Raw genomic sequence first — 14,778 nt, 5'->3', positions numbered from 1 at the left:
GGAGCCGACCTGGCCGAGCAGCACGGACGGGCCGCCGAAGGCGGTCTCCTCGATCTCCCAGACGGCGGCGATCACCAGGTCGCCGTCGGGTCGGACCAGGCTGACCGCGGCGGCGTCGAATCCGAGCCCGTGGACCGCTCCCTCGACGACCGCCTGCAGGGTTCCCGCCAGGCTCCGGGCAGCGTTGAGGTCCGCCACGACCCGGTGCAAGGTGCGGAGGGTCGCGAGGCGGACGTAGGGCTCCGACTCGGCTTCCATGCGGGGGCTCCCCGGCTGCTTCGGATAGTTCTTGAAAGGTTGTCGTCCGATTGCCAGAAGAACTGAATCACAGCGAGCACTCCGATAGGCACGCTCGGTCAGCAATAGGTTGAGAGTGTGACTCAAATCACATAATGACTAAGTGATGATCGTATTCGGAAACGCCAGGGAACGCCAGGACACCCGCCGGGCGACATCCGACGGCGCGCCGCCCGTGCGCTCGGCCCAGCGACCGACCGGACCTACGACCAGGGCCCGATACCGGCACGCCCGACCGACGACTACCGTGCGGTACGTGTACAGCTCCCCGCAATCCCCCACCGCACCCAACGCCCCCACGCCCCTGGCGGAGGCCGGCGCCACTCCCGAGGAGTTCCGCGCCGCCCTCGGCCAACTGGCGGCGGGCGTCTCGCTGGTGACCGTGCACGACGCCGAGGAGGACGAGGACGCCGGCATGACCGCCACCTCCTTCCTGTCGGTGTCGCTGGAGCCGCCGCTGGTGCTGATCTCGGTGCGCGAGGACTCCCGGATGGACGACCTGCTCACCCGGGCCGACACCTGGGCGGTGTCGCTGCTCGGCGAGGAGCACCGCACGCTGGCGTCCCGGTTCGCCATGAAGGGCCGGCTCAGCGACCGCCTGCTGTTCGCCGACGCCGCCTGGCAGCGCGGCCCGCACTCCGGCGCCCCGCTGATCGACGGCGCGCTCGCCACCGTCGAGTGCCGCACCGAACAGCGCATCCCGGCCGGCGACCACACCCTGGTGCTCGGCCGCGTCCTGGCCGCCCGGACGCCCGCCCCGGCCGCCCGGCCGCTGATGTACTTCCGGGCCGGCTACCGCCAGCTGGGCTGAGGGCCCGTCACTCCGGCTTGATCCGCCCGCGCCCCTGCTTCAGCGAGGCGCGGTGCCGCTTGTTCTCCAGCCGGCGCTCGACCATGCCGCGGCTGGGCTTGGTGGCCCGCCGGGTCTTCGGCGGCGGCGCGGTGGCCTCGCCGAGCAGCGAGGCCAGCCGGGCAGCCGCGACCTCGCGGTTGCGCCACTGCGAGCGGTGCTCGGAGGCGCGCACGACCAGCACCCCGTCGACCAGCCGGGAGGCCAGCCGCTCCAGGGCGCGCTCCTTCCACACCGGGGGCAGCACGTCGGAGGCCGCCAGGTCCCAGCGGAGCTCGACCTTGCTGTCCGAGGTGTTGACGTGCTGGCCGCCGGGGCCGGAGGAACGGGAGAAGCGCCAGACGAGCTCGGCGTCGGGGACGACCACCGAACCCCGTACGCGCACGGGCTCAGTCATGCCGCCCATCATCCCGTCCGGGCGCGGCCCCCGTCACCTGGTTAACCCGGCACAATGGCGGGCGTGATCGAGCTCGGCTACTCCCTGTCCAACCGCTTCCCCGACCCCCCGCAGACCGACTACCGCAGCGCGCCCGTCCGCGCCCTGCGGCACGACCTGTTCGCGGGCGACGTCTACCTGGAGACCGACGACGGCGCCGGCGTGGAGACCCGCTGGGGCTGGGTGCCGGTGCTGGACTTCGCCTGGGCGCTGTGCGACATCGTCGAACGCCTCGACGAGGACCCGCGCGGCAGCCGCGAGGCCCGGGTCCGCACCGAGGACCTCGACTTCACCCAGAACACCGAGCTGCTGCGCTTCGCCCGCCGGTTCGGCTGGGTGGAGATCACCGCCACCTGGCGGCCGGACGACGAGCCGCTGGTCGTCCGGCACGTCGAGCTGCGCCGGGAGGCCCGGGACTTCCTGCAGGACGTGCTGGCCGACCTGACCGAGCTGCACGAGGACCTGGCCGACAATCCGAACATCTGGACCGTACAGGGCCGGTACCCGAGAATCTGACCCGGCGCCGGGCGGCCGATCGGGGGAGAAATCCGTCCGTCCACCAAGTCCTGGAACCAACGGCCGCCCGTCCGGCGTTCTCCGCTCAAAACCGACCGAAGGGACACCACAGACATGCCCGTGAGCCTCTCCAAGGGTGGCAACGTCTCGCTGACCAAGGAGGCCCCCGGCCTGACCGCGGTCACCGTCGGCCTCGGCTGGGACGTGCGCACCACCACCGGCACCGAGTTCGACCTGGACGCCAGCGCGATCGTGCTGAACGGCGACGGCCGGGTCTACTCCGACCGCCACTTCGTCTTCTTCAACAACACCAGCACCCCGGACAGCACCGTCGTCCACAACGGCGACAACCGCACCGGCGAGGGCGCCGGCGACGACGAGGCGATCAACGTCAACCTGGCCGCCCTGCCCGCCGACGTCACCCGGGTCACCTTCCCGGTCTCGATCTACGACGGCAACAACCGCGGCCAGAGCTTCGGCCAGGTCCGCAACGCCTACATCCGGGTGCTCAACCAGGCCGGCGGCGCCGAGATCGCCCGCTACGACCTGTCCGAGGACGCGGCCACCGAGACCGCGATGATCTTCGGCGAGCTGTACCGCAACGGCGCCGAGTGGAAGTTCCGCGCCATCGGCCAGGGCTACGCCTCCGGCCTGGCCGGCATCGCCCAGGACTTCGGCGTCAACGTCTGACCGTCCGCCGGGCACGAAAGGGCCCCCGCTCCACCAGGAGCGGGGGCCTTTCCCACGTCGTCAGGGCCGGCCGGCCCGCAGCTCGGGAAGCTCCAGCAGCTCGGTCTCGTCGTGCGGGGTCAGGTCGACCACGTCGGCGGGCTCGGCGGGCTCGGTGTCGGACTCCGCGTGCTGGTGGCTCGGCGCCTGCTCCACCGCGCGGTGCGCGGGCTGCGCGGCGTCCACCGGCGCGGCGCCCAGCACGGCGTAGCGCTCGTTGTCGGCCACCGCCTCGTCGCCCACCACGTCCGCCAGGTCGCCGACCGCCGGGGCGGGCGCGGCCGCCCGCAGCGCGGCCCGGGCACTGCCCGGCCGGCCGAAGAAGCTGAACGCCGTCGCCCGCGGCCGCTGCGGGGCCGCCTGGACCGCCTGCTCGCCGTCCTGCGGGCGCGGACCGGGCAGCGCCGGGCCGACCGGGCGCAGCGCCGCCGAACCGGTGGCCGGCACCGGCTCCGGCATCTTCGGCCGCAGCTCGACCTGGGCCCGCTCGTCGACCGCGCGGCGCGCCTCGGCGGCCGCCGCCTGCCGCTCCAGGTGCCGCACCGCGGCCTGTGCGCGGACGAACGCGGCCGGGGTGACCGGGTGCGCCGGCCGGGTCGCCTCCAGCGCCAGGCGGGCTGCCTCGGCCTCCTTCAGCGCCTGCTCGGCGACCATCACGGCGCGCTCGCGCAGCAGCCGGGCGATCTCCGTCTCGGCCTTCGCCAGCCGGGACTTCTCCGCGGTCAGCCGCCGCCCGAAGCGGGTGGCCCGCTCCTCGGCGACCTCGGCCGCGTACTCGGCCTCGGCGATCTGCTCCTCGTAGCGCTCCTCGGCGCGCAGCCGGCGCTCCATGGCGACCTCGGCGGCGGCCCGGGCGGCCCGGTCGCGCTGCCGCAGCACCAGCGCCAGGCCGACCACCGCGACCATCGCGGCGACCCCGACCGAGCGGGCCACGATCTGATCCGGACTGGCCACCAGCGCGGCCACCGCCGCGAGCACGAGTACACCGGAGGCGACCGGTGGCAGCGACCGGCCCAGGACGGAGGAATGACGGTGGCGTCCGCGAGGCATGGCTAGAAACTAGCGTGCGAATCGAGGCCCTGTCAGCCTCGCACCCCATTCCGCCCTTGACACGCCGACAGAAACACGGGCCGCACCCGAACCGTCACGCAGCGCGAGCGGATCCGGCGGGGGCGGTCAGCGCGACGAAGCGGCCGTTCCGCGCGGGTGCTCCGGGTCGTCGTGGTCCTCGGGGAGCTTGCAGATGTGCTGCAGCCACAGCGCCACCGCGATCACCGCCGCGCCGGCCAGCACCGCGAACAGCGCCGTCCCGGCCTGCGCCCGGCGGGCCGGGACCTCCAGCGAGCCGAGCAGGAACACCCCGACGCCCGCGTACACCCCGGTCACCACCGCCGACACCAGCGCACTGGCCTGCCCCAGCACCAGCGCCCGCGCCGCGTGCAGCGGATCGACCCGCTTCGCGTCCGGCCGCCGCTCCCGGATCGCCTTCAGCCGGGACCGCAGCGAGATCGCCACCGCCAGCAGCACCACGGCGATCGCCGCCAACACGAACGGCGCGTACGAGGGCACCCCGGGCAGCGTGCCCAGCGAGTCCCACAGCCGGGCGCCGCCCCAGGAGAGCAGCCCCGTGACGGCGGCGATGCCGAGCAGCAGGCGGAGACGGAGCGGCTTCACGCGGACGGGGTTCCTTCCCAGTGGTTCGACCCCGGCCCGGCACGGCCCGGGGGTTCGGCGGGCGACCAGCCCACCGTACCGGCCGGGCCGCACCCGCAGGGAGCTACGCCCGCCCCCTGCCGGAAGTTCCCGGAGCACTCACTCCGGCAGTCGCAGCTGCAGGTCCGCACGCAGCCGCACGCCCTGGCCCTCGACCCCGCCGAGGCCCGCCAGCAGCTCCGCGACCGGCCCGTGCCCGGGCACCTCGGCCTGCGGGTCGGCGTCCTGCCAGGGCGCCAGCACGAACGCCCGCTCGTGGGCCCGCGGGTGCGGCAGCGTCAGCTGCGGGTCGTCGCTGCGCACGCCCTCGTAGGTGAGGATGTCGACGTCCAGCGTGCGGGCGCCCCAGCGGACGGTGCGTACCCGCCCGAACGCGTCCTCCACGGCGTTGGCCCGCTCCAGCAGGTCCCGCGGCGGCAGCGAGGTGCGCAGCACCGCGACGGCGTTGAGGTAGTTGGGCTGGTCGGCGGGCCCGCCGACGGCGTCCGTCTCGTACACCGCGGACAGCGAGGTCACCCGCACGCCGGGGGTGTCCTCCAGCGCGTCGACCGCGCCCTGCAGGGTCTCCAGGCGGTTGCCCAGGTTGCTGCCGAGGGCGACCGCGGCGGTCCGCGACTCGTGCAGGGTGGACTCCACGCGGTCCACCTTGCCCTGCAGGTCGAACGTGGTCCGCGTGGCGGTCGGGTCTGTGGTGGCCATGGGAGTTCCCTCCACTCGGGCTCCACCGGGCGCCATCAGGCGCGGCCCCGGCGGATCGTGATGGTGACGTCGTCGAACGGGACGGTGATCGGGGCGTCGGGCTTGTGCACGACGACCTCGACCTCCTCGACCACCTCGTGCCGCAGGCACTGGTCGGCGATCCGCTGGGCCAGCGTCTCGATCAGGTCGACCGGGTCGCCCGCGATCACCGCGGTGACCTCCTCCGCGATCACGCCGTAGTGCGCGGTGCGGGTCAGGTCGTCACTCGCGGCGGCCGGACGGGTGTCCAGGAACAGCGTCAGGTCGACGACGAAGGTCTGCCCCTCGATCCGCTCCCGCTCGAAGACGCCGTGATGGCCGCGGGCACGTAGCCCACGCAGGGTGACGCGGTCCAGCACAAGAATCACTGCTCCCAGCTGACGGCCCCGCCGGGGCGGGGACCGGCGGGCACCGTCGCCCGCCGCCCCTCGAATCTACCTTCGAGTGCCGACCGCCCCGGACCGCCTCCCCGGCCGCCCACCCGATCGGACCGGCCACCGCGGCCCTTGACGGACGCCGCTCAGTCCTCCTCGTCGTCCTCGTCGTCGCCACTGGTGAGCACCGGCGAACCGTGGTGCGACCACAGCTTCCAGCCGTCCTCGGTCCGCCGGAACAGGTTCGTCGAGACGACCTTCCCGCCGACCAGCGGCCCCAGCTCGCCCTCCTCCTCGGGCTCCCCGCCGGACAGAATGTTCTCCGTGCAGGTGACCAGCGCCACATCGCCCTGCACGTCCACCTCCACATCCGTCAGGAAGAACTGGATGTACTCGGTGTTCGCCATGATCAGCATGTACGAGCGGGTCACCTGGGCCCGGCCCACCAGCGCCGGCCAGCCCGGGTGCACACAGAACACCCCGCCCTTGTCGTCCGCCTCGCCCGGCCCCAGCCAGATCGACTCGACGGCGTCCAGGTCTCCGCGCTCCAGAGCCTCGTACAGGGCCTGATTGGCCGCCAGCACGGCCTCCTCGTCCGGCTCCAGTGCCGCCGCCCGGTCGTTGCCGCTCACTGCCTCCGCCACGCCTACCCCCTCTGCTCCGCCTGCTCCCAGGCCGCGACGACTCGTACGGCGTCAGCCGTGCCCGACACGTCATGGACCCGGACCGCCCAGGCGCCCGCCTTCGCCGACAGCACCGAGACCGCCGCCGTGGCGTCGTCCCGCTGCCGCGCCGGGCGCAGCTCCCCGGTTTCCGGGCTGGCCAGCAGCGTACCCAGGAAGCGCTTGCGCGAAGCCGCGACCAGCACCGGCCGCCCGAGCGCCGTCAGCGCGTCCAGCCGGCCCAGCAGCGCCCAGTTGTGCGCGCTGGTCTTTGCGAAGCCCAGGCCCGGGTCCAGGATCAGCTGGTCCTCCTTCACCCCCGCCGCGAGCAGGTCCTCCACCCGGTCGGACAGCTCCCGCACCACGTCCGCGACCACGTCGTCGTACACCGCCTGCGCGTACATGTCCGCCGACTGCCCGCGCCAGTGCATCACCACGAACGGCGCGCCGGTGTCGGCTACCACCTTCGCCATCCCCGCGTCCGCGAGTCCTCCGGACACGTCGTTGACGATCTTCGCGCCGGCCTGCACGGCGGCCCGGGCCACGGCCGCCCGCATGGTGTCCACCGAGACCACCACCCCCGCCCGGGCCAGCTCCGTCACCACCGGCACCACCCGGCGCAGCTCCTCCTCCTCCGTCACCCGCAACGCCCCCGGCCGCGTCGACTCCCCACCCACGTCGACCAGGTCCGCCCCCTGCGCCACCAGCTCCAGCCCGTGCGCGATCGCCTTCGCCGGATCCAGCCACATCCCACCGTCCGAGAACGAGTCCGGCGTGACGTTCACCACCCCCATCACCGCACAACGGTCGAGGACGGGCAGGCCAGGGAGGTTTTCGCTCATACGACCCATTATCGACGCTGAGGGGGGGCACCCGGGGAGAGCACCATCAGGGAGAGCACCACCAGGGGCGCGGGGAACTGCGCGAAGCGGAAGGCACCCAACCGCAAGATCGCGACGCAGGCAATGACTTGCCGTTGATCGCGACCTTACGGACGTGCGCTCCTTGCTCGCGCAGTTCTCCCCCAGCCCTGGCGGGCTGGGAGGTGCCCCCACGCGCCCCTGTCAGTTCTCCGGCTACGCAGCCTTGCCCAGCGGAGCGACCTGCTCCGGCATGAGCCCCTGGCGCTGGCGCTTGCGGCCGAAGCGCGGCATGCCCAGGGTGATGAAGGCCTCGGCCTGCATCGCGGCGAAGCCGATCCGCGGGAGGTCGCGGGTGTGCTGGTAGACCAGGAAGCGGGGCTCCCAGGTGGGCTGGAACTTCGCGTTGAACTTGTACAGCGACTCGATCTGGAACCAGCGGGACAGGAAGACCAGCAGTCCGCGCCAGGCCCGCAGCACCGGTCCGGCGCCGATCCGCTCGCCGCGGGCGAGCGCCGAGCGGAACATCGCGAAGTTGAGCGAGACCCGCCGGATGCCCATCGCGCCGACCTCCTGGAGGGCGGCGACGATCAGCAGTTCGTTGAGGCCGGGGTCGGCCTCCCGGTCGCGGCGCATCAGTTCCAGCGAGATGCCGTCGTCGCCCCAGGGGACGAAGTGCAGCACCGCCTTGAGGTCGTCGCCGCTCTCGCCCTCCTCGGGGGCCTTGTGCGCCGTGACGACCACGCACTCGTCGTCGCCGACGTCGCCGAAGCGGCCGAGGGCCATCGAGAAGCCGCGTTCGGTGTCGGTGCCGCGCCAGCGGGCCGCGGCGTCGGCGATCTGGCGCTTCTCCTCCAGGGTGAGGTCGCCGACCCGGCGGACCTTGCAGGAGTAGCCGTTGCGCTCGATCCGCTTGACCATCTGGCGGACGTTGCGCATGGCACGGCCGGAGAGCGAGAAGGTGGAGGTGTCGACGATGGCCTCGTCGCCGAGTTCGAGCGCGTCCAGGTGGGCCTCGCGGGTCCAGACCTCGCCGCCGACCTCGGAGCAGCCCATGACGGCGGGCGCCCAGGCGTGTTCGCGGGCGGTGGTCATGAAGACCTTGATCGCGCCGGGCCAGGCCTCGACGTCGCCGACCGGGTCGCCCGAGGCGAGCATCACGCCGGAGACCACCCGGTAGGAGATCGCGGCCTTGCCGGTGGGCGAGAACAGCACGCTCTTGTCGCGGCGCAGCGCGAAGTAGCCGAGCGAGTCGCGCTTGCCGTGCCGGGCGAGCAGTTCGCGGACCTTGAGCTCGTCCTCGGGGGTGAGCTCGGGTTCGGGCTTCTCGGGGCGCAGCGCCAGGTAGGCGGTGGTGAGCGCGGTGACCAGGCCCAGCGCGCCGAGCGAGTAGCCGACCAGGTCGCTGATCCGGTCGCTGGTGTAGTGGATCGGGCCCTCGAAGCCGAACAGGCCGTAGCCGACGTGCTCCAGCCGCTGGTACAGCGACGGGTCGCCGACCTCGTACTTCCACCGGACGGAGACGACGGCCAGGCCGATCAGCACCGAGACGACGGCGAGCACGACGAAGTTGAGCACCGCGCGCCAGCGGGTGCGCGGGTCGGCCTTGGCGTAGAACTCGCGCTGGTGGATCAGCATCACCGCGAACAGCGCCAGCGAGATCGCGGCCTGCACGAACTGGTGCCAGCGCAGCATGTGGAGCGCGGCACCGACCGGCAGCAGCACGCACACGGCGCGCCAGGCGCGCCGCTTGCGGCGGCGCAGCGCGTGCGCGAGCAGCACCAGCAGCATGCCGACCATCAGGGTGCCGGCCGCGGCGAGCGTGGTGGTGCCGCCGGGCAGCTGGCCGGCCCAGGTGTGCATCCGGGTGGCCCGGAAGCGGGGGAAGACCGCCGAGGTGATGTCGATCAGCCCGATCGCCAGGCAGGCGTACCCGACCACGCCCGGCAGCCACTGCCGCGGTACGGCGGATGCCTGGGACCGGAGCGCCTGCAATCCCCGCCTGCGGGGCTGGTCGGACGTCGTCTCAGCGGACACGGGAGCGCTCATGGGAACCCAGCCTAGAGGCACCCGGGCGCTGCTCGCGCACCCCGGGAGCCGGGTTGTGATGAACCTTCATGACTGTTCCTTTTTCTGGCAATCCGCACGTCAAGAGGGGTCCACCGGACGGATGAAAGGGGCCCGCCCGAGGCGCAACTCGAACGGCTGCACTCATCGGACCGGGGGACGCCGCAGGTACCACCGATGCCGCACCTGTGGTCGCCGGCTCGGCGGTTCGGCGCGATTCCTACCCGTGGACGCCGCATTCTAGGGCGACGGTTCCCGTTCGCGCAGTCGTCCGTTCGTACTGGTTTCCGACGCTCGGTCAGACTACCCCCACTGGCACCCGACGGTCCGTCAGACAAGGTTGAACGAGCGGGAGTCGAGGAGGGCCGGAACGCATGGAGCTGACCAGCGGAACACTGGTGTACCTGCTGATCGTCGTGGGGGCGGCGGCCCTGGTCGCCACCCTCTGGTTGTGGCCGCGGCTGTCGCGGCAGCGGCCGCTGCCGGTGCTGGGGCGACTCGGCCTGCTGGCGGTGACTCAGGTGGCGGCGCTGTCGGTGCTGTTGCTGTCGGTGAACAACGCCTACGGCTTCTACACCTCCTGGGACGACCTGCTGCGCCCCGGCAAGGCCGCCCCGCTGGCGCTCACCTCCGGGCGCACGCCCGGCGCCGCCCCGGAGAGCGACAAGCTGGTGCAGCCGACCACCGACGGCGGGCTGGAGACGGTCAAGGACGTGCTGCCGCCCGGCCCGCCCGAACAGGTCGGCCGGGTCGACTCGGTGAGGGTGACCGGCCCCGAGTCGGGCCTGTCCGATCAGATGTTCGTCTACCTGCCGGCCGAGTACTTCAATCCCCGCTACAACCGCCAGCACTTCCCGGTGCTGGTCGCGCTGGCCGGCTACCCCGGTCCGACGCTGAACCTGGTCGAGGAGCTGGAGCTGCCGCAGACCGCCGCCGAACTGCAGCGCACCGGCCAGATGGCCCCCACCGTGATCGTGATGGCCCGCCCCACCGTCGCCCCGCCGCGCGACACCGAGTGCGTGGACGTCGCGGGCGGGCCGAAGACCGAGACCTGGTTCGTCAAGGACCTGCCGACCGCGCTGCGCTCCGCGTACCGGGTCGGCCGGACCGCGGAGTCCTGGGGCGTGTTCGGCTACTCCACCGGCGGGTCCTGCGCGCTGCGCCTGGCGATGCGCCACCCCGAGGCGTACCGGAACGCGGCCGGGATGCACCCCGACTACACCGTGCCGAACGACCACTGGACCAACGGCGACCTGTTCGGCGGCGACGCGGAGGCCGCCCACCGGTCCGACCTGAACTGGCGGCTGAAGAACCTGCCGGCGCCGTCCGCGGCCCTGCTGGTGGTCTCCACCCACGCCGAGGACGACTACCCGGCGACCGAGAAGTTCCTCGGCACCGCCAAGCAGGCCTCCGACGACCACCCCGAGTTCCTGGTGGACTCACTGCTGCTGCCGGACGGCGGCCACTCCTTCGACACCTGGCGCCGCGAGCTGCCGGCCACCCTGGAGTGGCTCAGCGACCACCTCGCGCCCCCGCAGGACCGCGAACCGCGGCCCTGACGGAGGCGGCCAACCCCCTGGGGCGGTCAGCGCCCGATGATGAGGCTCATCGCCTCGGCCCGGGTGGCGGGGTCGCGCAGCTGGCCGCGGACCGCCGAGGTGACGGTGGTGGCGCCGGGCTTGCGGATGCCGCGCATCGACATGCACATGTGCTCGCACTCGATCACCACGATGGCGCCGCGCGGCTCCAGGATCCGCATCAGCGCGTCCGCGACCTGGCTGGTGAGCCGCTCCTGCACCTGCGGGCGGCGGGCGAACACGTCGACCAGCCGGGCCAGCTTGGACAGGCCGGTGATCTTGCCGGTCGTCGCGGGGATGTAGCCGACGTGCGCGACGCCGCGGAACGGGACCAGGTGGTGCTCGCAGGTGGAGAACACCTCGATGTCCTTGACCAGCACCATCTCGTCGTGGCCGAGGTCGAAGGTGGTGGTCAGCACGTCCTCCGGCTGCTGCCACAGGCCCGCGAATATCTCCCGGTAGGCGCGCGCGACCCGGGCCGGGGTCTCCAGCAGGCCCTCGCGGTCCGGGTCCTCGCCGACGGCGATGAGCAGTTCGCGGACGGCGTTCTCGGCCCGCTTCTGGTCGAACTCGCCGACGGGGAACTCACCGTCGAGCGTCACCGGATCGATCATGCGTGCCTCGCTGCTCGTCAAAGGGGAAACAGTGTCCGTGCAGCACGAATGCCGCGCCTCCAGGGTACAAACCCCGGAAACGCGGCATCCATTCCGAACAGGTGCTCGTCAGGTCAGCTCTCGACCTGGCCGCCGTCGGCCGGCGGGAGCTTCACGGTGTCGACCGGGCTGTCGGTGCCGGAGACGGCGCCGTTGGTCAGCGCCAGCTCCTTCGGCGACTGCACCGGCGGCCGGGTGGACGGGGTGCGGCGGGCCGAGCCGGTCCACGCCGGACGCGGGGGACGCTTGATGACCGGAGCGAAGACCTCGGCGATCTGCTCCTTGTTCAGCGTCTCCTTCTCCAGCAGTTCGAGGACCAGGTTGTCGAGCACGTCGCGGTTCTCGACCAGGATCTCCCAGGCCTCGTTGTGCGCGGTCTCGATCAGGTTCTTGACCTCCTCGTCCACCAGCCCGGCGACCTCCTCGGAGTAGTCGCGCTGGTGGGCCATCTCGCGGCCCAGGAAGGGCTCGGAGTCGGAGGAGCCGAACTTGATCGCGCCCAGGCGTTCGCTCATGCCGTACTGGGTGACCATGGCCCGCGCGGTGGCGGTGGCCTTCTCGATGTCGTTCGAGGCGCCGGTGGTCGGGTCGTGGAAGACCAGTTCCTCCGCCGCCCGGCCGCCCAGCATGTAGGCGAGCTGGTCGAGCATCTCGTTGCGGGTGGTCGAGTACTTGTCCTCGTCCGGCAGCACCATGGTGTAGCCGAGCGCGCGGCCCCGGGACAGGATGGTGATCTTGTGCACCGGGTCGGAGTAGTTGCAGGCCGCCGCGACCAGGGCGTGTCCGCCCTCGTGGTACGCGGTGATCTTCTTCTCCTTGTCGGACATGATCCGCGAGCGCTTCTGCGGACCGGCCACGACGCGGTCGATCGCCTCGTCCAGCATCAGGTTGTCGATCAGCTTCTTGTCGGAACGCGCGGTGAGCAGCGCGGCCTCGTTCAGCACGTTCGACAGGTCGGCGCCGGTGAAGCCGGGGGTGCGCTTGGCGACGGCCGACAGGTCGACGTCCGGCGCGATCGGCTTGCCCTTCTGGTGCACCTTGAGGATGTCCAGTCGGCCCTGGAGGTCCGGGCGGTCGACGGCGATCTGCCGGTCGAAGCGGCCGGGGCGCAGCAGCGCCGGGTCCAGGATGTCGGGGCGGTTGGTGGCGGCGATCAGGATGACGCCGCCCTTGACGTCGAAGCCGTCCATCTCGACCAGCAGCTGGTTGAGGGTCTGCTCGCGCTCGTCGTGGCCGCCGCCGAGGCCCGCACCGCGGTGCCGGCCGACGGCGTCGATCTCGTCGACGAAGATGATCGCCGGGGCGTTGGCCTTGGCCTGTTCGAACAGGTCGCGGACCCGGCTGGCGCCGACGCCGACGAACATCTCGACGAAGTCCGAGCCGGAGATCGAGTAGAACGGGACGCCCGCCTCGCCCGCGACAGCGCGGGCCAGCAGGGTCTTGCCGGTTCCGGGCGGGCCGTACAGCAGCACGCCCTTGGGGATCTTCGCGCCGACCGCCTGGAACTTGGCCGGCTCCTGCAGGAACTCCTTGATCTCGTGGAGTTCCTCGACGGCCTCGTCGGCGCCCGCGACGTCCGCGAAGGTGGTCTTCGGGGTGTCCTTGGTGAGCAGCTTGGCCTTGGACTTGCCGAACTGCATGACCCGGGAGCCGCCGCCCTGCATCTGATTCATCAGGAACAGGAAGACCACGACGATGATCACGATCGGCAGCATCGAGAAGAGCAGGCTGACGAAGGTCGACTGCTTCTCGGGGCTGACGGTGTAACCGTCCGGGATCTGCCCGCCGGCGTACTTGGTCTGAAGGTTCTTGGCCAGGTCGGCGGCCTGCTGGTCGCCGGTGTAGGAGGCCTGGAAGCGGGTGCCGGACGGCGCCTTGCCGTTGGCGCCCGGCTTCAGCTTCTGGCCGTCCTGCAGCTGGATCTTGATGAGGTTCGAGTCACCGGTGGTGAGCTGCGCCGACTTCACCTGGTTGTTGTCGATCGCGCTGATGACCTGACCGGTGTCCGCCGTCTTGTAGCCGCTCGAGTCCGAGACGAGCTCCATCAGCGCGAACACGGCGAGGGCGGCCAGCACGACCCACATGATCGGCGCACGGAAGTATCGCTTGACGTCCATCCATGCGGGGCGTCACCGCCCCGTCCCTCCTGCCATTCAACGGGCGCTGGTCGGCCGTGGGCCGCGGCGCATCCGATATGTGCTCGTAAGACGAGCGTTTGATTGGACCGTACCGCAGCGGCCCCCGCTCACGACGGGATCACACCACGGTGCAGCCTATTTTCCTACCCCCGCACAACGGGTGGGAACAGGGCACTGTTCCCACCCGTCGCCCGAACGGTTCAGCCCCCGTAGACGTGCGGGGCCAGGGTGCCGATGAACGGCAGGTTGCGCAGCTTCTCCGCGTAGTCCAGGCCGTAACCGACCACGAACTCGTTGGGGATGTCGAAACCGACGTACTCGACGTCGATCTCCACCTTGGCGGCGTCCGGCTTGCGCAGCAGGGTGCACACCTTCAGCGAGGCCGGGCCGCGCGAACCGAGGTTGCCGAGCAGCCAGGACAGCGTCAGACCGGAGTCGATGATGTCCTCGACGATCAGCACGTCACGGCCGGCGATGTCGGTGTCCAGGTCCTTCAGGATGCGCACCACGCCCGAGGACTTGGTGCCCATGCCGTACGAGGAGACCGCCATCCAGTCCATGGTCACCTGGCTGTGCAGGGTCCGGGCCAGGTCGGCCATCACCATCACGGCGCCCTTGAGGACACCGACCAGCAGGAGGTCCTTCCCGGCGTAGTCCTGGTCGATCCGCGCGGCCAGCTCCACCAGCTTGGCGTCGATCTCGTCCTTGCTGATGAGCACCTTCGCGAGGTCTGCGCCCATGTCGTTCTGGTCCACCGGGGATACGTCCTCAAACGTTCGGGGTCTGGGTTCGGCAGCGGCGGTACGACTCGTGTCAGCTCAGTCGCCCTGCCGCCGAAACACCAGCGTGCCACACCGGCGCACGGCTTCGACGCCCCCGGGTAGGTGCAGGGGGCCCTGGCCGCGCCAGCCGGTGACCAGCAGATCCACGGTTTCCAGGTGGCGGGCGAACAGGTCGCCGGCCGGGGAGCCCGCGCGCAGCGCGGCCCGGCGCAGCACCCGGCGGCGCACCGCGGGGGGCAGTTCGGAGAGCTTGCCGACGTCGAGCGCCCCGTCCGGGCCGTGCAGGTCGCGCTCGGCGAGGGCGGCCCACTGGTCCAGTGCGTCGGCGTCGTCGCGGAACAGCCGGGCGGTGCGGGCCAGCGCCTCCACCACGCCGCCGCCGAGGT

16 protein-coding genes and 1 pseudogene are annotated in these 14,778 nt (G+C 71.9%); 4 read left to right on the top strand and 13 right to left on the bottom strand.

The window, feature by feature from the left end; translation table 11 throughout:
- Positions 1-258 (bottom strand): annotated as a pseudogene (locus tag IEZ12_RS35855) (sensor domain-containing diguanylate cyclase); the annotation flags it as partial.
- A gap of 295 nt (positions 259-553) precedes the next feature.
- Here IEZ12_RS35855 and IEZ12_RS35850 point away from each other — a divergent pair.
- Complete coding sequence (locus tag IEZ12_RS35850) at positions 554-1,108, top strand: flavin reductase family protein (protein WP_189278393.1); 555 nt, start codon at positions 554-556, stop codon at positions 1,106-1,108.
- A gap of 7 nt (positions 1,109-1,115) precedes the next feature.
- Here IEZ12_RS35850 and arfB read toward each other — a convergent pair whose 3' ends face one another.
- Entirely contained in the window at positions 1,116-1,544 is a 429-nt protein-coding gene (gene arfB, locus IEZ12_RS35845; RefSeq protein ID WP_043916704.1) for an alternative ribosome rescue aminoacyl-tRNA hydrolase ArfB, read from the bottom strand.
- Between the two features lie 63 nt (positions 1,545-1,607).
- On the opposite strand from arfB, the gene IEZ12_RS35840 reads away from it, so the two are divergent.
- On the top strand, positions 1,608-2,099 hold the full coding sequence (locus IEZ12_RS35840; RefSeq protein WP_100587646.1) for a hypothetical protein: 492 nt from the start codon (positions 1,608-1,610) through the stop codon (positions 2,097-2,099).
- A gap of 114 nt (positions 2,100-2,213) precedes the next feature.
- Positions 2,214-2,789, top strand: coding sequence for a TerD family protein (locus tag IEZ12_RS35835; protein WP_189278391.1), 576 nt, complete (start codon positions 2,214-2,216; stop codon positions 2,787-2,789).
- 60 nt (positions 2,790-2,849) lie between these two features.
- Here the strand turns inward: IEZ12_RS35835 and IEZ12_RS35830 are convergent, their stop codons facing one another.
- From IEZ12_RS35830 to IEZ12_RS35800, 7 genes are all read right to left on the bottom strand, one after another.
- On the bottom strand, positions 2,850-3,878 hold the full coding sequence (locus IEZ12_RS35830) for a hypothetical protein (RefSeq protein ID WP_189278389.1): 1,029 nt from the start codon (positions 3,876-3,878) through the stop codon (positions 2,850-2,852).
- 126 nt (positions 3,879-4,004) lie between these two features.
- Positions 4,005-4,502 (bottom strand): DUF3180 domain-containing protein, encoded by a 498-nt coding sequence (locus IEZ12_RS35825; protein WP_100587582.1) that lies wholly within the window; start codon positions 4,500-4,502, stop codon positions 4,005-4,007.
- A 138-nt stretch (positions 4,503-4,640) separates the two neighbouring features.
- A complete protein-coding gene (gene folK, locus IEZ12_RS35820; RefSeq protein ID WP_189278386.1) occupies positions 4,641-5,240 on the bottom strand; it encodes a 2-amino-4-hydroxy-6-hydroxymethyldihydropteridine diphosphokinase in 600 nt (199 codons plus the stop codon).
- A 35-nt stretch (positions 5,241-5,275) separates the two neighbouring features.
- Positions 5,276-5,635 carry a dihydroneopterin aldolase gene (gene folB / locus IEZ12_RS35815; protein WP_043916702.1) on the bottom strand — a complete coding sequence of 120 codons (360 nt, stop codon included), beginning with the start codon at positions 5,633-5,635 and terminating at the stop codon, positions 5,276-5,278.
- Positions 5,636-5,799: 164 nt separating this feature from the next.
- Positions 5,800-6,297 carry a nuclear transport factor 2 family protein gene (locus tag IEZ12_RS35810; protein ID WP_189278384.1) on the bottom strand — a complete coding sequence of 166 codons (498 nt, stop codon included), beginning with the start codon at positions 6,295-6,297 and terminating at the stop codon, positions 5,800-5,802.
- 2 nt (positions 6,298-6,299) lie between these two features.
- The gene (gene folP, locus IEZ12_RS35805) at positions 6,300-7,166 is read right to left on the bottom strand and encodes a dihydropteroate synthase (RefSeq protein ID WP_189278382.1); all 867 of its coding nucleotides are present in this window, start codon (positions 7,164-7,166) and stop codon (positions 6,300-6,302) included.
- Positions 7,167-7,391: 225 nt separating this feature from the next.
- Positions 7,392-9,224 (bottom strand): phosphatidylglycerol lysyltransferase domain-containing protein, encoded by a 1,833-nt coding sequence (locus IEZ12_RS35800; protein WP_229848619.1) that lies wholly within the window; start codon positions 9,222-9,224, stop codon positions 7,392-7,394.
- 392 nt (positions 9,225-9,616) lie between these two features.
- Here IEZ12_RS35800 and IEZ12_RS35795 point away from each other — a divergent pair, with 392 nt between their 5' ends.
- Positions 9,617-10,801, top strand: coding sequence for an alpha/beta hydrolase (locus IEZ12_RS35795; RefSeq protein ID WP_189278380.1), 1,185 nt, complete (start codon positions 9,617-9,619; stop codon positions 10,799-10,801).
- Between the two features lie 26 nt (positions 10,802-10,827).
- On the opposite strand, the gene folE is transcribed toward IEZ12_RS35795, so the two are convergent.
- The 4 genes from folE to IEZ12_RS39755 form a co-directional block, all read right to left on the bottom strand.
- Positions 10,828-11,433, bottom strand: a complete 606-nt coding sequence (gene folE, locus IEZ12_RS35790) for a GTP cyclohydrolase I FolE (RefSeq protein WP_043915587.1) — start codon at positions 11,431-11,433, stop codon at positions 10,828-10,830.
- 113 nt (positions 11,434-11,546) lie between these two features.
- A complete protein-coding gene (gene ftsH / locus IEZ12_RS35785; RefSeq protein ID WP_100587587.1) occupies positions 11,547-13,589 on the bottom strand; it encodes an ATP-dependent zinc metalloprotease FtsH in 2,043 nt (680 codons plus the stop codon).
- Between the two features lie 221 nt (positions 13,590-13,810).
- Positions 13,811-14,365 (bottom strand): hypoxanthine phosphoribosyltransferase, encoded by a 555-nt coding sequence (hpt, locus tag IEZ12_RS35780; protein WP_043915585.1) that lies wholly within the window; start codon positions 14,363-14,365, stop codon positions 13,811-13,813.
- 63 nt (positions 14,366-14,428) lie between these two features.
- Positions 14,429-14,778 (bottom strand): TilS substrate-binding domain-containing protein (locus IEZ12_RS39755; RefSeq protein WP_229848617.1); only part of this gene is annotated, 350 nt, incomplete at its 5' end.

The sequence above is a fragment of the Kitasatospora griseola genome (assembly GCF_014648555.1).
Taxonomy (GTDB): Bacteria; Actinomycetota; Actinomycetes; order Streptomycetales; family Streptomycetaceae; genus Kitasatospora; species Kitasatospora griseola.
The sequence above is the reverse complement of the archived record's forward strand: the minus strand, read 5'-3'. Positions and strand labels throughout refer to the sequence as shown.